Annotated in this window: 20 protein-coding genes; 3 read left to right on the plus strand and 17 right to left on the minus strand. The window is 30.2% G+C overall.

The genetic code is table 11. The features are described 5' to 3' along the window. Positions 1–19 precede the first annotated feature (19 nt). The gene (locus C4S75_RS04500) at positions 20–808 is read right to left on the minus strand and encodes a M48 family metallopeptidase (protein WP_105297133.1); all 789 of its coding nucleotides are present in this window, start codon (positions 806–808) and stop codon (positions 20–22) included. A gap of 1158 nt (positions 809–1966) precedes the next feature. Then, complete coding sequence (locus C4S75_RS04510) at positions 1967–2785, minus strand: hypothetical protein (protein ID WP_105297135.1); 819 nt, start codon at positions 2783–2785, stop codon at positions 1967–1969. Between the two features lie 38 nt (positions 2786–2823). Between C4S75_RS04510 and C4S75_RS04515 the strand changes: the two genes are divergently transcribed. Further along, positions 2824–3186 carry a YraN family protein gene (locus tag C4S75_RS04515; protein ID WP_105297136.1) on the plus strand — a complete coding sequence of 121 codons (363 nt, stop codon included), beginning with the start codon at positions 2824–2826 and terminating at the stop codon, positions 3184–3186. Here C4S75_RS04515 and C4S75_RS04520 read toward each other — a convergent pair. The 6 genes from C4S75_RS04520 to C4S75_RS04545 all read right to left on the minus strand — a co-directional run bounded on the left by C4S75_RS04520 (position 3181) and on the right by C4S75_RS04545 (position 9135). Continuing rightward, positions 3181–3876, minus strand: a complete 696-nt coding sequence (locus tag C4S75_RS04520) for a tRNA1(Val) (adenine(37)-N6)-methyltransferase (RefSeq protein WP_158254207.1) — start codon at positions 3874–3876, stop codon at positions 3181–3183. The two genes, C4S75_RS04515 and C4S75_RS04520, sit on opposite strands and share 6 nt — an antisense overlap. Further along, positions 3869–5305 (minus strand): HAMP domain-containing sensor histidine kinase, encoded by a 1437-nt coding sequence (locus tag C4S75_RS04525; protein WP_105297138.1) that lies wholly within the window; start codon positions 5303–5305, stop codon positions 3869–3871. Before C4S75_RS04525 ends, C4S75_RS04520 begins: the two co-directional genes overlap by 8 nt. A 28-nt stretch (positions 5306–5333) precedes the next feature. Further along, on the minus strand, positions 5334–6716 hold the full coding sequence (locus C4S75_RS04530; protein ID WP_105297139.1) for a hypothetical protein: 1383 nt from the start codon (positions 6714–6716) through the stop codon (positions 5334–5336). Positions 6717–6737: 21 nt separating this feature from the next. Further along, positions 6738–7889, minus strand: coding sequence for an ATP-binding cassette domain-containing protein (locus C4S75_RS04535; protein WP_105297140.1), 1152 nt, complete (start codon positions 7887–7889; stop codon positions 6738–6740). Positions 7890–8231: 342 nt separating this feature from the next. Beyond that, positions 8232–8651 (minus strand): SH3 domain-containing protein, encoded by a 420-nt coding sequence (locus C4S75_RS04540; RefSeq protein WP_105297141.1) that lies wholly within the window; start codon positions 8649–8651, stop codon positions 8232–8234. A gap of 4 nt (positions 8652–8655) precedes the next feature. Continuing rightward, positions 8656–9135, minus strand: coding sequence for a BON domain-containing protein (locus C4S75_RS04545; protein WP_105297142.1), 480 nt, complete (start codon positions 9133–9135; stop codon positions 8656–8658). 218 nt (positions 9136–9353) lie between these two features. Here C4S75_RS04545 and C4S75_RS04550 point away from each other — a divergent pair, with 218 nt between their 5' ends. Both C4S75_RS04550 and C4S75_RS04555 read left to right on the plus strand, forming a co-directional pair. Beyond that, positions 9354–10253 (plus strand): LysR family transcriptional regulator, encoded by a 900-nt coding sequence (locus C4S75_RS04550; RefSeq protein ID WP_105297143.1) that lies wholly within the window; start codon positions 9354–9356, stop codon positions 10251–10253. Positions 10254–10306: 53 nt separating this feature from the next. Beyond that, positions 10307–11293 (plus strand): YeiH family protein, encoded by a 987-nt coding sequence (locus C4S75_RS04555; protein ID WP_105297144.1) that lies wholly within the window; start codon positions 10307–10309, stop codon positions 11291–11293. Here the strand turns inward: C4S75_RS04555 and argH are convergent. The 9 genes from argH to C4S75_RS04600 all read right to left on the minus strand — a co-directional run bounded on the left by argH (position 11290) and on the right by C4S75_RS04600 (position 20602). Further along, positions 11290–12576, minus strand: coding sequence for an argininosuccinate lyase (gene argH / locus C4S75_RS04560; RefSeq protein ID WP_105297145.1), 1287 nt, complete (start codon positions 12574–12576; stop codon positions 11290–11292). The two genes, C4S75_RS04555 and argH, sit on opposite strands and share 4 nt — an antisense overlap. Before the next feature lie 30 nt (positions 12577–12606). Next, positions 12607–13683 carry a M20 family metallo-hydrolase gene (locus tag C4S75_RS04565; RefSeq protein WP_105297146.1) on the minus strand — a complete coding sequence of 359 codons (1077 nt, stop codon included), beginning with the start codon at positions 13681–13683 and terminating at the stop codon, positions 12607–12609. 9 nt (positions 13684–13692) lie between these two features. Then, positions 13693–14475 (minus strand): acetylglutamate kinase, encoded by a 783-nt coding sequence (gene argB, locus C4S75_RS04570; RefSeq protein ID WP_105297147.1) that lies wholly within the window; start codon positions 14473–14475, stop codon positions 13693–13695. Between the two features lie 73 nt (positions 14476–14548). Beyond that, a complete protein-coding gene (locus C4S75_RS04575) occupies positions 14549–15499 on the minus strand; it encodes an N-acetylornithine carbamoyltransferase (protein WP_105297148.1) in 951 nt (316 codons plus the stop codon). Positions 15500–15521: 22 nt separating this feature from the next. Next, positions 15522–16646: an aspartate aminotransferase family protein gene (locus C4S75_RS04580; protein ID WP_105297149.1), complete on the minus strand. Its 1125-nt coding sequence runs from the start codon at positions 16644–16646 to the stop codon at positions 15522–15524. 63 nt (positions 16647–16709) lie between these two features. After that, the gene (proC, locus tag C4S75_RS04585) at positions 16710–17504 is read right to left on the minus strand and encodes a pyrroline-5-carboxylate reductase (RefSeq protein ID WP_105297150.1); all 795 of its coding nucleotides are present in this window, start codon (positions 17502–17504) and stop codon (positions 16710–16712) included. 189 nt (positions 17505–17693) lie between these two features. Further along, entirely contained in the window at positions 17694–18674 is a 981-nt protein-coding gene (argC, locus tag C4S75_RS04590) for an N-acetyl-gamma-glutamyl-phosphate reductase (protein WP_105297151.1), read from the minus strand. Positions 18675–18739: 65 nt separating this feature from the next. Next, on the minus strand, positions 18740–19927 hold the full coding sequence (argG, locus tag C4S75_RS04595; protein ID WP_185116736.1) for an argininosuccinate synthase: 1188 nt from the start codon (positions 19925–19927) through the stop codon (positions 18740–18742). A gap of 12 nt (positions 19928–19939) precedes the next feature. Next, positions 19940–20602 carry a GNAT family N-acetyltransferase gene (locus tag C4S75_RS04600; RefSeq protein ID WP_105297152.1) on the minus strand — a complete coding sequence of 221 codons (663 nt, stop codon included), beginning with the start codon at positions 20600–20602 and terminating at the stop codon, positions 19940–19942. Positions 20603–20686 lie beyond the last annotated feature (84 nt).

Here is a 20686-nt window from a genome sequence, read left to right on the forward strand (position 1 = left end):
CTAATAATGTACTTCATTCCTAAAATATATCCGAGTCGTAATTTTTTGGATTTATATGAGTAATATAGTTTTGTTCAGCATCTAGTTTCATTCCTTTAATGTAATTATCGCTCACCTTGTAATAATGTTTCCATAAATAAGTTATTTCGTCTAATTTTTTTTTATCATTTAAAAGATAATATAGTTTAAATAAAATTTTATCGTCCTTACGAAAAAAATCTTCTTTTATTTCAACAGACATAAAATTAATGGTTTGTTTTTTATGATTTATTACTTTAATGGCTTGTTTATATTGGTGAGAATAAATATAGGATTTGTACAAAGGATTCCATAGTGCATACAACCACATAAAAGATGTGCGGCACTTTTTTTTTTTTGTATATTCAAATTTTTTATAGGAGAATACGAACTCACATTGTTTAATTGTTTCTTGATAATCTTTATATTTATAAAAATATAGGCTTATTAATTGAATTCTAGAGTCGAAATGATCGTAATCAATATCTAACGCTTTTAAATACATTTGTTCGGCTTCATTAAGCTTACCTTGATCTTCATAAAAGACACCTTTTATTAAGAACCATGATTTTTTATGTTTAGGTTGTGTATGTAATGCCTCATTTATAAATTTTAATGTTAAATCCGGGTTTTTATTTTTGTAATACACTTGGGCTAAATAATAAAAATAACTAACCTTAGGGTATTGATTAGTTAAATGATGTAAAATTGTCAAACAATCTGTAAATTTTCCATATTCCTCATAGTGTTTGCATTGTTCTATTATTTTTTTTAAATTTTTTTTGTTCATAATATTTTTGTAGTTTTTTTATTTTACAATAACTTATAATTAGACAAAATATTTGTTATTTTGAAAATACTTTAAAAAAAAATAAAATTATTGGCATTTTTAATATATATTATATTTAAATAAACTTCCCTTTTATAAATACAATATAAAATAGATGTTTTGAAATCAATCTTTAAAGATTAGATTTACAGTTATATAATTGCAAAAAAATAAAGTTTAAGATAAAATATTTTTTTTGGAATAAATTGGTATGTGTAAGGTCTATTCTTTAATAAGGTATGAATAGTAAATCCAAATTATTTCTTTTTATTTCATTTCCAAATATTGAAATATTATTATTTAAGTTTTTAGAGAATAAATCTACTAATTTAAATAACGGAATGATGCTCAATATTTTGTGGTTAAAAAAAGCAAAATAATCATACAATTGAATTATATTCATACTTAAAATAGCATATATAAATTGATTTCTATTAATTTGCGAAACGCATAATTTATAAAATTTAATAATCAATGGATAGGTTTGTTTTTTGAATTTGGAAAGTTGTGAAAAAAACAAGTATTTATAGAAGTTTAATAAATTATATTTGAGAGTATAATAACATTTAGATAATAATCTGCTAATATTAGTTTTTAATTTTTTTACATTCTGAAAAATTCTATAATTAATAAAAAAAGAAGGAGCTTTAAACATAGCGAAATCATTATAAATTGGTATCAACATTTTTTTTTTATCGAATAAATTCATAAGATTATATTTTTCAATAATAAGTTAATTTAATAATAAATAATCGTATATTTTATCTAATTTAAGTGGCAAATATAATTAATTTATTCTTTATTGGGTAAGAAAAATAAATAGTGATAAAAATATGATTCAATATTTAAGCTATTATATGTTTTAATAATCTAATAATTGAAGCAATGTATTCGGATATTTATATGTTTTACTGTAATTGAGATTAGTTAATAAGGTAGATATAAAATGCAAAAAGCTACATTATAAATGTAGCTCATAGGTAATTATATAATCATTTTTAGTGTTAGTTAATGCAAAAAATTTGAGAATAATAATTTATTGTTTATTACTTTCAATAATAAATTTTAATTATATTAAGATTTAAAAGTTTGTGTATTTTTTAAAGGGTAAAATTTGATTTATTTAGCAACTATATAATTGATAATTATTTCTTCTGTGTTGTTAAGAATAATTTTTGTAGGATAATCAGGATGTAAGTCTTTATTATATTCATAATTATAAACAGTTCCCTTATTATCACCGGTAATATTATTAACCAGATTATAAGTGAAAGGAAAATTTCCTTCGAATGCTGCGAATAACCAATGAGGGGTTTTTACGTTGTTCATCAAGCCTTTTAAGATATCATAGGTATAAATAGTAGTATCAAATTGAATTAAATTTCCGTATTTGTCGTATTTGAAAAGATGGGTTTGTGCGTCTTTTGGGTCTTCTATTTTTAGTAATTTATCGCCCGAAACAGCTAAGGTTCTTGTATAAGGTTCAATTTCAGGATATCCGGGAGGAGGATTTGTTTTAAAACTTCTATGCTCAAGTATAATTCCGGGTTCAGTATATTCATAAGAATACAAATAGGTCCCTTGGGCATTTTCAGTAGTAACGGTATAAACTTTACCATTACTTTCATTATAAGTGATCATATGAACATTAGTTATCGAATCAGAAATAGACGATTTAATATTTATTAATCTATTCAAATTATCGTATTGCATAGAAGTAGTTACTGTTACTTTGTTCCCCGTATTTTTATCTATTTCAGTTTTTATATATTCTGAAGGTAATAAGCCTTTATGGTTATCAAATTCATGGTTAGGATAGGGTTCAAAATTTTCATCTCCACAGGAGAAAAAAATGAAGAAACTAAAAAAACTAAAAAATAATAGGGTCGTATTCCTCATACAGGATTTTTTTTCAAATATAGTATATTTGTATTTCATATAAATATAATTTTAATTAATAAACTAAAAAATATAGTGTGGCTTATCATAATGAATTTGGAAAAGAAGCAGAAATGAAAGCATTTTATTATCTTTTAGATATAGGATATGAAATATTAGATAGAAATTGGAAATATGATAAGGCAGAAATTGATATTATTGCTAAAAATGGTTCAGAGTTGGTAATAGTTGAAGTTAAGGCTAGAAACTATACAACTATAATTGATCCCATAGAGGCGGTAACCAGATTAAAAAGAAATTTATTGATTAAAGCAGCAAATGAATATGTGCTTTGTAAAGAAATGGATGTCAATGTAAGGTTTGATATTATTTCCATCATAAAAAAAGATTACATATGGCAAATTGAACATATAAAAGACGCCTTTTCTATGATATTATAAATAGAACTCTGATGTTAATTTTTTATATTCTTCCGACCAAATACGGCTTTTTTCTTCTATAACAAAGTTTTCAATTATAGGATTTTTATCTTCTCTGCTAAGTTCAAGAAAAATTCTTTTAATTTTTCCGTTTCTTATTCCTGAAATATATATAATGCGATTGGGAAATAAATTATATCTATTTGATAGTTCAAGAATTTCTTGCTCATTTTCAATAGGAAAAATGTATCCAATTTTTCCATTTTGAGATAGTAATGATGCCGATTTTTTAATAAGAAGATGATAATTAAGTTTTATTTGCTGCCTGGCGACAGGATGTTTACGATGTAATACTTCGGAAATTTTAAAATAAGGAGGGTTACAAATAATATAATCAAATAATATATCACTAAAGAAACGGTCTAAATCGCAATGGATACCTCTGATCCTTTGAGAAAAAGAAGAATTTTTAAAATTTTCCAAGGCCAAAGAATACGCATTGTATTCAGAATCCATGGCTGTAATATGAGAAATGGGATTTCTTTGCGCGCACATTAACGAAAGTATCCCTGTACCGGTACCAATATCAAGAATGTGGGAGGCATTATGTATATCAGCAAAACAACCCAATAATACACTATCTGTACCTATTTTAAATACGGAATTATTTTGAAGTATATTAAATTTTTTAAACTTAAAAATTTTATTCACCTTTAGGAATTTCAAATTTGAAAATAGTTCCTTTCCCTTCTTCAGACACAAAGGTTATAGACCCATTATATTCTTCAATTAGCTTTTTTATGATAGCTAAACCTAAACCACTTCCACTGGTTTTAGTTGAAAATTGAGGAGTAAAAATTTTGCCTTTTATTTCTTCCGGAATTCCATTTCCGTTATCAATAACAGAAAAATAAACCATTCGTATGTCTTGTCTGATTTTTACAATAATATGGGGAGTTCTTCCTTCCGGTATTGATTGAAAAGCGTTTTTAATTAAATTGGTTAATATGCGGTTCAATAAATTAGGATCAATATTTAAAATGACCAATTCATCAAGTGTATCAAGTGAAATTTGTTGAGATGGAAATATTTCTAAGGAAATTTTAGCAACTTCAATTACGTTTAACTTTTCATCCTTTTTTACAGGCATTTTTGCAAAATCTGAAAATGCGCCGGCAATCGAGGCAATAGTATCTATTTGTTGTATTAATGAACGGGTTAATGAATCTAACTTTTCATGAATTTGTGGATCTTCAGGATTAAATCTTAATTGAAAACTTTGAATTTCGAGCCGCATAGGGGTAAGCGGATTTTTGATTTCGTGAGCCACCTGTCTCGCCATTTCCTGCCAAGCATTATCTTTTTCTTTTTTAACCAGTGCATCAGTTTGCTCTCTAAATTTATTCAGCATAATATTGTAAGCTTTAACCAATGGACTCACTTCGTCAATATAATTATATAAAAGGGGTCTATTATGAGTAAGTGCGCCGGTATCCCTAAGCCGATAAGCAATATCTTTAATTTTTCTGGTTAAAGTAAGTGAAAAGAACCATGAAAAAATACCACTTACAATTAATACGATAAGCATGATAACTAAATATCTGTATAATAAGGAATAAAAATCTTTTTTTAGAAATGCTTCATCATGTAAAAAAGGGAAATTTATGATTGTAATAGGTTGATAATCATTGTTGTAAATATATCTGTATACGGACGTAAAACTTTCTTCAGAATTGGGAAGCTTGTTTATAACCTCTATACGATCGTTATTTACATTCAAATTTTTTAAGATTTCTTTAGGGACAAATTCAGTCTTAGGATTGGGTAATTTATTTCCTAAAATATATTTTCCATCCAAAGAATAAAAATTTATATCGATATTATTAATATCTGAAATTTCATATATTTTATTACCAATTTTATTTTTAACCTCTTCCGGTTTTGTATTCCGATTGGAAATGAGATAATCGAAAGTCTCTATAATTAATTGTTCCTTTCTTTCTAGCCTTTTATTGTTATATTCCTCTGCAATTCTTATATATTGATAAAAAGTTATCAATCCCATAGCAAATATAGTGCTGACCTCAACAAGGATCATCACTAAAAAAATTCGCAAGGATAATGGGAATCTTTTGTACATTTAAAATAAAAAATAGGGTTAATTTTATCTATTCTTCAGGCAAAGCTTTCCAGCTTTTTATTATTTTAGCTATAATGAATAAAATGATAACTACAAATATAAGATTAATCCAAAAAAAGGCGATAGAATGATTAAAAAAGTAAAGGTATATAGTACTAATATAATGATTCAGATATTCACTACAAGAGGTTTCATTCATTATTATCATAAACGTTGTAAAATAAAGTATGGGCATATAGGGTAATATCCATAAAATTAAATTTATCAGTACAGTTGATTTATTCTTTGCGCTTTTTTTATAGAGTTTAAGTACAATGTAAATGCTCATAAATAAGAGTATCAATGTCCAATAAATAGTTATTAAATAAGTGATATTATACTCATTAATTTCAAAAGAAAATAGACGGAATAAAACAGAAATAATTCCGTTAATAAAAATAAGTAATCCAAATGTTATAAATGCGATTAACCAGGCTTTTCCACTTGTTGTACGAAAGGATAATATTGCAATAGATAAACTTAAAGCAATATATAAAATGATTAAAATAAACTCATTGGAAAAATTCCCATTATTATATGCGTCAAACATTTTTTGATAAGCAAAATCGAGTTTTTTAAATTCCACATAATTTTTTATGTTATCATCATTTTGATTTTTTGCATTGCTAATATAATTTGATTCAGTAACAATATAATTGGGTGGATTATAAACTATTTTCATCCAGCTGTTTACAGTAAGATTGGTAGAAAGATTATGTTTTTTTTGAAGATCTAAATATTCCCGAATTAAATTTCTTATGCTATCTTTTTGTTCGTTAATTAACCAATTTTTAACCTGTTCAATCTCCTTATTATATGGATAAAAATTAAGAAGAGATAAGTGCATGGGAGTTGAATCAGGATCTTTTTCTAAAGAATCAATAGTTTTCTCGATAGGATTGAATTGATAATAATTATACGAATCAGGTATTACTACTTGAATTTGATTCAATATTTTTTTAGCTTCATAGATTTGTTGTTTTGAAGCAAAGGCTCTTTCTTTATATGTAATACCCTGATAATAACTGTAAGGATATAATTGATTGCCGATGAGTAAGATAAAAGTCAACACCCATTCCACATATAGAGCATTGGATTGTTTGGGGTAAAAGGACTTAAAGCCATTATTCTTTAAATAAAATACTAACCATATAATGAGAATTAATAAACTAGCTAAAACTGAAATAAGATAGATGACAGTGGTGCTATTTAAATCATAATCCGTTTCATAAAAATTAATAGCTCCGGAAAAATAACCCGTAATAAAGAAAAAAATATTAATAAATAGAACTGTTATACCCATCGGAACAAATTTTGTGTTCCATAAAATAGGGTAATTTTCTAGCAAACGTTTTTGTGTTTTTGTAAACATGATCACGGATTTTTAAAAGAATTAAATAAAAAATCTACGAGTTGAATCAGATATATTTCTAAAATACTTAATGGGTATCTGATCCTCAATACAAAGAGTTAAAAAATTATTCACCGACGTAGTATCAGGAAAATGCGCAATATAAGAACCTCCATTATATTGTAATTTTAGTAAAGAGATTTTAGATAAAGAAGCATAAAGTTTTTCCTGAGGCCATTCCGATTCAAACTCAATAATCAATTCAGGCAATTCTTTTTTATCAGAACTCTCATTTTTTATATTTTTTTGTTCCCCATGTTTTAAGAATAGCACTTGATCGGAATTTTTTTCCACTTCATACAATTGCTGAGAGCTTACAACGATACCCAAAGGTCTGAATGGAGATTTTGCTATTGCTTTAAAATCTTCCAATACCGTTTGTTGAGAAAGAATATCTAAATTAGCTAAAGGCTCATCAATCAGTAAAAGTTTAGGTTTTCTAAGTAACATTCGGGCTAATTCAAATCTCATTTTATATCCTGAAGAAAGATTAGCCCAATTCATTTTCCGATAGTTTCGCAATCCCATTCTGGAGGTAATCAAATCAACCATTAATTCGTTTTCTTCTCCCTTAATATTATAAGAAGATGCAGTAAATTGAAGATTATCTAATATAGAACCGTACCATATATTCGGCCTTTGAGGAATATAAATCAACTTAGTTCTTAACTCATATCGATCTTTAAAATCCAGCGTATAAGATATTTTCCCTTCAGTCACTTCCAATTCTCCACATAAAAGTCTAAGCAAAGAAGTTTTACCATTTCCATTTTCTCCCACTAAACCAATAATTTCTCCTTCGGAAATTTTTAAGCTTATAGGGCCTAAAGAAAAAGCAGATTTACTGTATGATTTTTTAACTTTTTCGGCTTCAAGAAGTTTTTTCGGTTCATGAATTTCTTTTTTAGAAAGAAATTGATAAAGTTCATTTAAGATGACAGAATATTTTTCCTTTTTTCCTTTTTCATTGGATTCATTATAATCAACCCATTGAAGTAAATCACTTGTTTTCTTATAAAAAGATACCTCTTCCGTATCTAACGTTAAGTCAATAATTCTCTTTAAAACTAAAGAATAATCATCAAACTGCAAATAATGTATAATATCTTGAAATTGCTTTTCGAATAAATTCATTTAATATATCGGTATTAAAATAATACTAGTTCTCCGTTGATCAAAATTCAAAGGCAATAGTAAATAAAAAATAAAATTATACACAAAAAAATAAAAACAGTTTAAATAAAAATATTAGATAAGATACTAGCAAAAATCAATCCTAAGAATCTATAATTCTATCTAAATTTTTGTAGATGCAACAATAAACAAAAAATTTAAATGTTTTTTAAAAAGTCATAGTATAAACAGGTAAAGCAATCTTAAAAAAAATATCAATGTGATTCCGGTATATTTAATTAGATAAAAAAAGGGCAAGAAAATTAATTCAAGCCCCTCAAAAAATATTTAAGTATAATAATTTTATATAGCTGTTAAATATTCAGTATTACAATATCCTTCGGTTCCATCTTCAGATCGTATTAAATACCAATCGTCATTATATTTGCTCAGAAAAGTTACCGTAGATTGATGTGCAGCTTTTCCTAAAATAGGTTGATCCGTACCCGGTCCTTTTCTAATGTTTAAATTAGAACTTTGAGTGGTTACTTTATATTTAGAAGAAGGAGCATTAGGTGATACATTAATATTTAAAATTAAATCAGCGGATCTGAAATCAGGATCAATTTTATTATAAGCAGCCCACAATTGATCTTTAGACTCTCCATTCGGAACCTCTCCATCAATATAAAGAACATTATTTTGTTCTTTAACAGAAAGATTGGTTGTTCCCAGACTTTTCGCCTTATTTATTAAATCTGCGTATTTATCTTGTAAAGCCATACTTCTATTTTAGTAATAATTTTTGTTCAATTTTTTTAGGTTGCAGCGTATTAATTGCTTGCATAAGTCGAGGCAATTCGCTTCTATTTAATTCACCATTAAGAGTTACCACACCATCATTTATATCTGCTGTAACTCCGGTATACCCTTTTAAAATATCATTTACTTTAGATTTTAATACGGAATCCACAGAAACCACTACATCACCTGATTCTGATTTAACCGTTGCATTATCTTCAACAGATTTGATACCCGGTATTGCTTTAACAGCATTTTCAGTTGATTGTTTAGCGTCATTATCGTTATACTCTCCGGTAAGTGTAGCCACCCCTTTTTTAACATCAATAGTAACTCCTTCAGGAATAACGGATTTTGCCTTGGTAACTAAATCTGAATCTTTAGGCTCATTTTTGCATGATGTCAAAGAAAAGCTCAGCGTACCCATTAATGCAAAAGCCCATAAAATTTTTTTTAATTGTTTCATAATTTGGTTTTTTAGGTCTATTTAAAATTAACATTGTTTAATACCCATCCAAAACAAAAATTATTCCATATATATACATTTACATTTGTGTTGAAAAACAGGATCGAAGGATAAAAGTTAATTTGAATAGGTTCATATTTTTTTCAATAAATCAATAATTGTATGATTTAATAAAATATTTATAGTAATTTACTTAGCAAGAAATAATAAAAATTATAATGTCTGATTTTCGATTGAAAATATTTTATGTTGTAGCTAAAAATTTAAGTTTTACCAAAGCTGCCGAGGAATTATATATTTCACAACCTGCAGTGACTAAAAATATAAAGGAGTTGGAAACCGAATATGATTTAACCCTATTTCTTCGAAAAGGAAATAAAATAGAGCTTACCGATGCCGGTAAAATATTATTGATCCATTCAGAAAAAATCATGAATATCTATAAACAAATACGATATGATTTTGATTTACTAAAAGATAATTTTTCAGGAACTTTTCAACTAGGAGCAAGTACTACTTTAGGCCAATATTTACTTCCGGCCTTGATGTCTCAATTTCATTCCAAACATCCGAAAATTAAAATGTCTCTTATAACCGCAAATACAGAAGAAATTGAAAAATATCTGATTGAGAAAAAAATTGAGTTAGGAATGGTTGAAGGCAAACCCAAAAACATGCAACTTAAATACCTTCCTTTTTTAAAAGATGAAATTGTTGCCATTGCACACACCTCACAGGAAATTTCAAAAAAAGAAATTTTGACTTTAGATGAATTGAAAAAAGTACCCCTAGTTTTGAGAGAATTAGGCTCAGGAAGTTTGGATATTATACGAGATGCTTTTCAAGCCGTCAATATACAGCTTAAAGATCTGAACATTGCTATGCATTTAGGAAGTACAGAAGGCATCAAATCCTACCTTACCCATACCAACAGTATAGGTTTTATATCCATAGCAGCAGTAGCTAAAGATATAAAAAAAGGAGAATTTCAAATAATTGATATAGAAGGAATAAATATAAAACGCTGGTTTTATTTTGTTTATAAGCAAGGAGTTCCCGAAGGAAATTCAGATGTTTTTATAAAATTTGCTACTTCACATTATAACCCTTCGTTATAAGGAATAACATTTTTTCATTGGCAGATTTGTATTCATTAAAGGATATTTGTACAATGAATCAAGCAACAACCAAGAAAAAATTAGTCGCCAATGATCGGGTAAAAAAAATAATTTTTATTCTTTTAGGGTTACTTTGCCTGGTTGTATCTATAGACACCCCTCTAGCGTTATTGATGGGAATGTTATTTTCCTTTAGTTTTGGTAATCCTTATCCCGCCTATACTAAAAAAATAACGCGCTATCTTCTTCAACTTTCTGTTATAGGATTGGGATTTGGGATGAATTTAAATACAGCAATACAAGTTGGTAAAGAAGGATTATTATTAACGGTTGGATCAATTTTTCTTACCTTATTCATGGGAATATTGATAGGAAAATTTTTTAAAATTGACAGGAAAATAACCTTATTGATATCATCAGGAACCGCCATATGTGGAGGAAGTGCTATTGCTGCCATTGCTCCGCTTATCCATGCAGATGAAGAAGAAACAAGCCTGTCTTTAGCGACTATTTTTATTTTAAATTCCATTGCTTTATTTGTATTTCCGGCAATAGGACATCTAATACACCTTTCACAAGAACAATTCGGATATTGGTCTGCGTTGGCTATACATGATACAAGTTCTGTTGTTGGCGCTGCACAGCACTATGGTTCAAGAGCCTTAGAAATTGCGACGATGGTTAAGCTGGAAAGAGCCTTATGGATCATTCCCTTATCTTTTCTGATTATATTGACTTTTAAAGAAAATAAGGAAAATATACATAAAAAAATAAAACTACCTTACTTTATATTTTTATTTATTGCAGCCATGATAAGTAATACCTATTTACCCCAATACTTTCCTGTATTTAGTATTATCGACCATGAGTTGGTTCTGGCTGCTAAACGAGGACTAACCGTAACCTTATTTTTAATAGGAGCAGGATTAAGTTTACAAACCTTAAAAAAAATCGGTATAAAGCCTTTACTTTTGGGTGTTATCTTATGGACAAGTGTATCTTTTTTAACTTTGATTTTACTCGTATATAGGATGTATTAATCCATCCAATAATCATCCATTTTCTTTTTAATTTCCTCTAAACACAAATTGTTTATGCTTCCTTCATGCGTATGAGTAGTTTTTTTAGGAGATTGAAACGTTCCCAGTTCCACCTGTTGACCGATCATTTTATAAGCATCACGAAACGGAATTCCCTCTGCTACCAATTCATTGAGAGCATCTACGGTAAATAAATAATCGTATTTAGGATCATCGAGGATATTTTTATTAACTTGTATATCTTGAAGGGAATAATGAGCCATTTCTAAACATGCCTTACAATTTTGTATTCCCGGAATAATTCCTTCTTTTAATAACTGTAAATCTCTATGATATCCACTAGGAAGATTATTGGTTATCAAAGTCAACTCATAAGGTAAAGCTTGTATTTTATTGCATTTTCCTCGTATCAATTCAAAAACATCGGGATTTTTTTTATGAGGCATAATGCTGGAACCCGTTGTCAAATGGGTGGGAAGTGAAAGAAAGTTAAAATTTTGACTTAAATATAAAGTTACATCCATTGCTAACTTGGATAAAGTGCCGGCCAAGCTGCTAAGAGCATATGCCGTGCTTTTTTCCGATTTGCCTCGACTCATTTGTGCGGCAACGGAATTAAATTTTAATGTTTTAAAATCCAATTCCCGAGTAGTAAACGTTCGATCTATAGGAAAAGAACTACCATATCCCGCTGCTGATCCTAAAGGGTTTTGATCGACTATTTTTAAAGCTGCATTAAGTAAAATTACATCATCAATCAAACTTTCAGCATATGCAGAAAACCACATTCCGAAGGAAGAGGGCATAGCTATTTGAAAATGCGTATATCCGGGCAATAAAATGTTTTTATTTTTTTCTGCAAGAACCAGTAGAAGATCAAAAAGTTTACGAGTTTGATTTTTAATCATTTTTAATTCATCTTTCAGATATAAGTTCATATCAACTAAAACCTGATCATTGCGGGAACGAGCCGTATGAATCTTTTTACCGGCATCGCCCACTTTTTCAGTAAGTAAAAATTCTATTTTAGAATGAACATCTTCAAAATTCTCTTCAATTTTAAAAGTATTATTTTCTATATCTGTGAGAATTTCATTTAATGCTTGTAATAACTCTTTTTTTTCATTTTCCGTAATAAGCCCTACTTGATACAACATTTTAGTTTGAGCTAAAGAACCTAATACGTCATATTTAGCTAAAACAATATCTAATTCTCGATCATTACCTACGGTAAATAAATCAATTCTCTGATCAGTCGGTATACCTTTTTCCCAAAGTTTCATTTTTTAAAATTTAAAAGTTTCAATTATCTTTTATAAGATCGTTTGATTTAATAATTCTATATACAGAGGAATTGCTTCTACAATTTCCTCCCTAAAAATATACTCATCGGAAGTGTGAGATCGTAAAGAATTTCCCGGCCCCATTTTTAAAGAAGGGCATTGTAAGACGGCTTGATCTGAAAGGGTAGGAGACCCATAAGTTTCTCTCCCCAAAGCTATACCGGATATAACCAACGGATGAGTTTTGGGAATGGAAGAAGATTTAAGTTTCAATGATCGGGGAGTAATTATCACCCTTTCAGATGATAAATTTTTCTTTACTATTGATAGTATCTCTTCGTTTGTATAACAATCATTCACACGGATATCTACCACCAAGCGACACTCTTCAGGTACAAGATTGTGTTGTTTACCTGCTTCAATTTGAGAAACTGTCATTTTCATAGGTCCTAAAACTTCTGATATTTTTTCAAATGAGAAATTTTTAAACCATTCAATTACCTCAAAAGCATTATAAATGGAATTATCGGGATTATTATGAGCTGCGTGACTGGCAGTTCCTTTTATGAGAACGTCTAAAACAAGCAAGCCTTTTTCAGCAATGGCAAGTTGCATTTGAGTAGGTTCACCTATAATAGCACATTCCAATGGTGGCAAGTGAGCCAACACACTGTTTAGACCTTTTTTTCCACTATTTTCTTCTTCAGCGGAAGCCACCATAATTAAATTATATTTCATATTCTTATGTAAATAAAAATAAGTAAATGTGGCTAAAAGAGATACTAAACAACCTCCGGCATCATTCGAACCTAAACCGAATATTTTACCCTCTTTTTCAATGGCATCAAAAGGATTATGAGTATAGTCTTTGTTAGGAAAAACAGTATCTTGATGAGAATTCAGCAGTAAATAAGGTATGCTTTCATCCACATATTTATTATATGCCCATATATTATTATTCTCTCTTTCATAAGGAATTGAATGATGTCTGAACCAAGCTTCGATCAATAAAGCGGTATGATGTTCTTCTCCGGAAAATGAGGGCGTTGCAATTAATTTTTTTAACAGATCAATTGCCTCATATGTTAGTTGTTCAATGGTTTTCATAAGACTTAATTATAAGGTAATACAAGTATGAGAATGATTAAAGTTGTTAATTATTTCAGGGTTAGAAATAATAATATTTGTAACTCCCTGTTTCAATGCTTCAAAACAATTATCAAGTTTTGGGATCATACCCGAGTGAATAATATTATCCTTTTTTAATTGTTGATAGGAACTGTAATTTATTGTTTCAATAATACTATTTTCGTCTTCAATATCTTGTAAAACACCCTTTTTTTCAAAACAATACAATAAAGTGGTTTCATAAAAAGCGGATAGACCCACAGCCAGAGATTGTGCAATGGAATCAGCATTCGTGTTAAGCAGCTGACCTTTTTTATCGTGGGTAATTGCACAGAATACAGGAATCGTATCGGTATCGAGTAAAAATTTAATCCATTCGGAGTTAATTTCAATGATATCCCCTACATATCCATAATCATAGGTGCTATTTTCTCTCCTTTTCGAAACAATAGAATTTCCATCGGCACCGGTTAGCCCGATAGCAGAAGTTTGTGAACTTTGAAGTTGAGCAACAATTTTTTTATTGCAAAGCCCTGCATACGTCATTATTGCCACATCTAGCATTTCTTCGTTGGTTACTCTTCGTCCTTCAATCATGATCGATTCAACTCCCAATTTACCCGCTAATCTTGTAGCTGCTTTTCCCCCTCCGTGGACTAAAATTTTCGGTGTTTCCAATTTAGAAAAATCTTGTAAAAATTGAGTAAGGACTTTTTGATTATCAATTACATTTCCTCCTATTTTTATAACGGTTAATTTTTTCTTTTCCATATTCAACTTATTGGGTTGTTTGTTAGTAATTAGTTAAATACCTGTTTTTTACCAAAAATCAAATAATTAATATTTATGTGAGCCCTTCCAGAATTCGAGTAAGAATGGTTTGAGCAGAATACGTTCGATTATTTGCTTCAGGTATAACTATCGAGGCATCGCTGTCCAATATATCATCAGTTACAATCATATTTCTTCGTACCGGCAAACAATGCATGAATTTAGCGTGATTTGTCAATTCCATTTGTCTTTTTCCGATGGTCCAATGAGGGTCTTCATTTAGTATTTTACCATAATCGTTGTAATTACTCCAATTTTTAGCATATATAAAATCAGCATTTATAAATGCTTTTTCTTGATTATATTCAATGGGAACACCTTTGGTAATTTCAGGGTTCAATTCGTATCCTTCTGGATGAGTGATAACAAAATCCACCTCCATTTTTTTCATCATTTTCACGAATGAATTGGAAACAGATTGAGGAAGGGCTTTTGGGTGGGGAGCCCAACTCAACACTACTTTAGGACGTTCCGTTTTTTTGTATTCTTCAATAGTCAACGCATCAGCCAAAGCTTGTAGAGGATGTTCTGTAGCCCCTTCTAAACTGATGATCGGAACGGTGGCGTATTTAACGAAAGAAGAAATGACTGTTTCCGCTTCGTCTTTTTCCTTATCTTTTAAAGTGGGAAAGCTTCGAATGGCTATTATATCACAATAAACTGATATAACTTTAGCGGCTTCTTTTATATGTTCGGAAGCAGAACCATCCATTACCGTTCCATCTTTAAATTCTAATGTCCAGCCTTCTGTGTTTAAATTCATAACCATACAATCCATACCCAGATTGCGAGCTGCTTTTTGCGTGCTTAATCGCGTTCTTAAGCTCGGATTAAAAAATAAAAGCCCTAAAATTTTATTTTTTCCCAAAACTTGGTTGGCTAAAGGAGCAGCTTTAATCTTCTTAGCCAAGTTTAACATCTCGTTTAGGTCTGTAATATCATCGACAGAAGTATACTTTTTCATTATTTCTTATTTTATAAGGTTGTTAAAGACAAGACTGTAAACTGTCATAAAGCATATCAATTTCATTTTTGGAAATAGTTAACGGCGGAAGCACACGCAGTAGATTTTTATTATTGGAATTACCCGTAAAAATCTTTTTTTCATAGATTAATTTTTTACGGAGATCTGCGACTTCGAAATCAAATTCTAATCCCAGCATTAATCCTTTACCCTTAATTTTCTTAATTTGCGATAGAGAAGAAAATTTTTTAATTAAATATTCATATTGTTTTTGAACATTGTTTAAAATTTCTTCATCCTCCATTACTTCTAAAACCGCTAATGCTGCGGCACAAGCGAGATGGTTTCCGCCAAAAGTAGTTCCTAATAATCCAAAAGAAGAAGTAAATTCAGGAGAAATTAAGATCCCCCCGATAGGAAATCCGTTTCCCATCCCTTTCGCTACCGATATAATATCTGCTTTGATTCCATGATATTGATGGGCAAAAAATTTACCGGATCGTCCATATCCACATTGAATTTCATCCAAAATTAGAACTACCTTATTATTTTTACAAACTTTTTCCAATTCCCGAAAAAAATCAGTGCTTCCTTCATCCAATCCACCCACTCCTTGAATAGCTTCGATAATTACGGAAGATACATCCCCTTTAGCAATCTCTTTTTTAACACTTTCAATGTCGTTTAATTCGCAAAATACCACTTCCTGTTGAGCGTTGATAGGAGCAATAATTTTTGGATTATCGGTTACGGCAACCGCTGCGGAAGTACGTCCGTGGAAACTATTTTTAAAGGCTAAAACTTTTGATTTTCCGGTATGAAAGGAGGCTAATTTTAAAGCATTTTCATTAGCTTCAGCTCCTGAATTGCAGAGGAATAACGAATAGTCGGGATATCCGCAAATTTGAGGTAATAAATTACCCAGTTTTACCTGAACAGGATTGATAATTGAATTGGAATAAAAACCGATGGAATTGATTTGTTCAGTTACATGTTTTATATACGTTGGATGTGAATGACCGATGGAAATAACCCCATGCCCACCATAAAAGTCAAGGTAAGCATCTCCTTTATCATCCCATACGGTACAACCTGAGGCTTTAACAGGGGTTACAGAGTAGATAGGATATACATTGAATAGACTCATATTAGTATCCTTTATAAATTTTTATTATTGTTTTTTTGTGGTATTCATGTAATACTTTACTATTTATTTCTTAGTCAGCTGATTGATTTTAGTATAGGAAGCTAATAGCCCTTTAATAATGGCAGAGTTAACTCCTTGATGATCCATTTCATTAATTCCGGCTATGGTGCATCCGCCTGGAGTTGTGACCTTATCAATTTCTTGCTCGGGATGACTTTTTTTAGAATCAATTAATTGTGCCGCTCCCATACAAGTTTGAGTAATCATGGATAGAGCTTCTTGCGGTTCCAGTCCCATTTCTATAGCTCCCAACATATGTGCACGAATGATCCTCAGCCAAAAAGCTATACCGCTGGAACAAATAATTGTTGCCGCTTGCATTTGCTCTTCAGGAATTTCTACAGCATGTCCCAGTTGATTAAAGATTTCCAACGCGATATTGATTCGATCCTTTCCTTTTTTATTGGAACAAAGACAGGTCATGGATTTATTTACCGATATAGCAGTATTAGGCATGGCCTTAATAATTGGAAAATGACTGCCTATGATTTCTTCTAGTTTACTTAAATCAAATCCGGCAACTACTGATAGTAAAGTATGATGTTCCATAAATAAATGCCGGCATTCTTGTAAAACATTGGTTAAGACATTAGGCTGAACCGCAAATAGTATAATCTCTGAATTTTTAATTGCCTCTTTATTGTCTGAGGTAAGAACTATATTTTGTTTATTTTCCAGTTCATGTAAGGTTTTAATATTTCGCTTAGTAATGTATAATGATTCAGCAAAATTGCTGTTAATAATTCCTTTTGCGATTGCCAGTCCTAAATTTCCGGCTCCAATAATTGCTATTTTCATATTATAATTTTGTACTAATTATATAAATTTCTTTATTCATTAAAATCAGTAATTTATCCTTTTTTTAGTTAACATCTCTAAAAGAACCATAAGAACTTTCTAAATAAACTAAGGAAACTGATATTGTATTTTTAGTTTTTCTAGTTAATCATTTAAAGAGGAAATAGTGAATACATAACTCTAATTTTATCAAAATGCTACCGGTTTTAAATGTAAACCTTCCGATTCCTCAAATCCGAAAATAAGGTTCATGTTTTGTACGGCTTGACCCGAAGCACCTTTACTTAAATTATCAATCACCGAAGTGATTAATAGGGTATCTTTATGTTTTTGTATTTCTAACATACATTTATTTGTGTTGACTACTTGCTTTACAGATAGAGGAGTGTTAGAAACAAAGGTAAATGGATGATCCTGATAGTATTCACGATATAAAGAAAAAGCTTCCTCCTTTGTAATTTCACATTTTAAATATATGCCGGCAAGAATCCCTCGAGTAAAATTGCCACGCATAGGTAAAAAATATAGTTGATGTCGGTTGGTTCCTAACTGATGAATACTTTGTGAAATTTCTGCCTCATGCTGATGACTAAATTCTTTGTAAAAGGAAACATTATTATTTCTCCAACTGAAATGTGCAGTTGCTGAAAGTGATTGCCCCGCACCGGTTGAGCCGGTTACTGCGTTAATATGAATATTTTGGGACAATAAACTTTTCTTTGCTAAGGGAAGTAAAGCCAATTGTATGGCGGTGGCAAAACATCCGGGATTGGCAATATTTTTTGCCTTTTTTATTTCTTCTTTTTGTAATTCGGGAAGACCGTAAATATATGTCCTGTCTTGAAACACATGATGAGGTTTAACCCTGAAATCATTACTTAAATCTATGATTTTTGTGTTTTTAGAATATATATTTTTTGTCAAAAAATCCCTGGATTTACCATGTCCCAAACATAAAAAAACAACATCTGCCTCTTGATCAATGCGATCAGAAAAAATTAAATCGGTTTCCCCTATAAGGTCTTCATGGACCGTTGTGACAGGGTTTCCTGCATTGGAAGTGCTGTAAACGGATGTGAGTTCTATTTTTGGATGATTAATGAGGATTCGCAGTAATTCGCCTGCGGTATATCCTGCCCCTCCCACAATACTGGCTTTTATTTTGTTCATTGGTTTTTTAAACTAAACTATACTTTCAATTTTTATTTACTTTAATTCAAGATAAAGTTCGTAAATTATTCTAAATCATTGAAACTATGATGAATTTTTAATTGATTTCCAAAAATTTTAATGAATCCTCGGGCATCTCTACTGTCCCAAGCTTCATTTTCTTCACCGTAAGTAGCAACTTTTGATTGCATCATATCATAAGGAGATTTTATACCGATCATACGGAAATAATAGGGATACAACTGAATTTTTACGGTTCCGCTAACCCGTTTTTGAGAGGACGTAAGAAATGCTTCAATGTCGCGCATTACAGGGTCTAAATACTGAGCTTCATGCAATAAAGTACCATACCAATTGGCCAATGAATCTTTATGTAAAAGTTGCCAACGGGATAAGGTATGTTTTTCCAGCAGATGATGTGCTTTAATTAGTAACATAGGAGCAGGAGCTTCAAAACCTACTCTTCCTTTAATTCCTAAAATGGTATCTCCCACATGTATATCTCTTCCAATAGCGTATTTTCCTCCTATTTCATTCAGTTTTTGAATTAATGCCACCGGTTTCATTTTTTCTCCATTTAATCCGATAGGTTCTCCTTTAGAAAATTCAAGTTCAATTATGGAAGGAGTGGTTTCAGAGAGGGGAGTAGGGTAGGCCTCGTCCGGTAATGAAAGATCAGAGGAAAGTGTTTCAACACCCCCCACAGAAGTTCCCCATATTCCTTTATTGATGGAATATTTTGCTTTTTCCCAATTCATGTTTATTCCGTTTTTTTGTAAGTAGTCAACTTCTTCTTGACGAGAAATATTTTCATCACGAATCGGTGTTATTATTTTTGATTTAGGGGAAATGACTTCAAAGGCTACATCAAATCGGATTTGATCATTACCGGCTCCCGTGCTTCCATGAACTATATATTCCGCATTTATTTTTTTTGCGTATTCCGCTATAGCCAGTGACTGAAATATTCTTTCTGCACTCACTGATAAGGGATAGGTATTGTTTTTTAAAATGTTTCCATAAATGAGATAGCGTAAACAATTTTTATAAAATTTTTCAGTAATATCAATGGTTATATGATGATTGGAACCCAGCTCATATGCTCGTTTTTCAATTTGTTTTAATTCTTCTTCAGAAAATCCTCCGCTATTAACTATAACTGTATGAACTTCCATATCATGTTCTTTAGTAAGTTTAACCAAAGAATAGGAAGTATCTAGTCCTCCACTATATGCTAAAACTGCTTTTTTCATAATCAAGATTTTTTAGATGGTTTTAATTTGGGAATTATTACAATCCTTTTTAGATTTTAAGTGAAATACTTCTTTTATTTTATTGAGTTGAGTAATGACCTTTTTATCGAAACTATTTTTATGGGAGATATTCTTATCTTTTTTTTGATCTTTAGGATCGAATAACATTCCGGTACATAAGCACATTTTATTTTGTTTACTTTGTAGAATATTAAAATTCGTACACGTTTTACAGCCATTCCAAAAGTCAGGATCTTCAGTTAGTTCAGAAAAGGGTACCGGCTTATATCCTAATTCCGAATTAATTTTCATTACAGCCAAACCGGTAGTTATACCAAAAATTTTAGCTTCCGGAAATTTTTTGCGGGTATAATCAAAAATAAAATGTTTAATTTTTTTGGCTAAACCTATTCCTCTGTAGTCAGGATGAACAATTAATCCTGAATGGACGACGAATTCTCCGTTCTGCCATTTTTCGATATAACAAAAACCTGCAAATTTTGTGTTATCAAGAGCTAAAATCGCTTGTCTTTGATCCATTTTTTTTTGGATGTATTCAGGTGTTCTTTTAGCAATACCTGTACCCCTTACAATAGCCGATTGGTAAATAGTTTCGCATATTTCTTCAGCGTACTGATAATGTTCTTCTGTTGCAACAACAATATTAATATTCATCTTATGTATAAATAATATAGTAAATGGATAAATTGAAAAAACAGTAGTAGATAAATTACTGTATAAAAAACGGAAGTGTCGGCT

The sequence above is a fragment of the Apibacter sp. wkB309 genome (genome assembly GCF_002964915.1).
Taxonomy (GTDB): domain Bacteria; phylum Bacteroidota; class Bacteroidia; order Flavobacteriales; family Weeksellaceae; genus Apibacter.

Bases quoted from the DNA above. Each gene is read 5' to 3' on its own strand.
- C4S75_RS04500 (WP_105297133.1), bottom strand. From the start codon at position 808: ATGAACAAAAAAAATTTAAAAAAAATAATAGAACAATGCAAACACTAT.
- C4S75_RS04510 (WP_105297135.1), bottom strand. From the start codon at position 2,785: ATGAAATACAAATATACTATATTTGAAAAAAAATCCTGTATGAGGAAT.
- C4S75_RS04525 (WP_105297138.1), bottom strand. From the start codon at position 5,305: ATGTACAAAAGATTCCCATTATCCTTGCGAATTTTTTTAGTGATGATC.
- C4S75_RS04530 (WP_105297139.1), bottom strand. From the start codon at position 6,716: ATGTTTACAAAAACACAAAAACGTTTGCTAGAAAATTACCCTATTTTA.
- C4S75_RS04535 (WP_105297140.1), bottom strand. From the start codon at position 7,889: ATGAATTTATTCGAAAAGCAATTTCAAGATATTATACATTATTTGCAG.
- C4S75_RS04540 (WP_105297141.1), bottom strand. From the start codon at position 8,651: ATGGCTTTACAAGATAAATACGCAGATTTAATAAATAAGGCGAAAAGT.
- C4S75_RS04545 (WP_105297142.1), bottom strand. From the start codon at position 9,135: ATGAAACAATTAAAAAAAATTTTATGGGCTTTTGCATTAATGGGTACG.
- C4S75_RS04550 (WP_105297143.1), top strand. From the start codon at position 9,354: ATGTCTGATTTTCGATTGAAAATATTTTATGTTGTAGCTAAAAATTTA.
- C4S75_RS04555 (WP_105297144.1), top strand. From the start codon at position 10,307: ATGAATCAAGCAACAACCAAGAAAAAATTAGTCGCCAATGATCGGGTA.
- argH (WP_105297145.1), bottom strand. From the start codon at position 12,576: ATGAAACTTTGGGAAAAAGGTATACCGACTGATCAGAGAATTGATTTA.
- C4S75_RS04565 (WP_105297146.1), bottom strand. From the start codon at position 13,683: ATGAAAACCATTGAACAACTAACATATGAGGCAATTGATCTGTTAAAA.
- argB (WP_105297147.1), bottom strand. From the start codon at position 14,475: ATGGAAAAGAAAAAATTAACCGTTATAAAAATAGGAGGAAATGTAATT.
- C4S75_RS04575 (WP_105297148.1), bottom strand. From the start codon at position 15,499: ATGAAAAAGTATACTTCTGTCGATGATATTACAGACCTAAACGAGATG.
- C4S75_RS04580 (WP_105297149.1), bottom strand. From the start codon at position 16,646: ATGAGTCTATTCAATGTATATCCTATCTACTCTGTAACCCCTGTTAAA.
- proC (WP_105297150.1), bottom strand. From the start codon at position 17,504: ATGAAAATAGCAATTATTGGAGCCGGAAATTTAGGACTGGCAATCGCA.
- argC (WP_105297151.1), bottom strand. From the start codon at position 18,674: ATGAACAAAATAAAAGCCAGTATTGTGGGAGGGGCAGGATATACCGCA.
- argG (WP_185116736.1), bottom strand. From the start codon at position 19,927: ATGAAAAAAGCAGTTTTAGCATATAGTGGAGGACTAGATACTTCCTAT.
- C4S75_RS04600 (WP_105297152.1), bottom strand. From the start codon at position 20,602: ATGAATATTAATATTGTTGTTGCAACAGAAGAACATTATCAGTACGCT.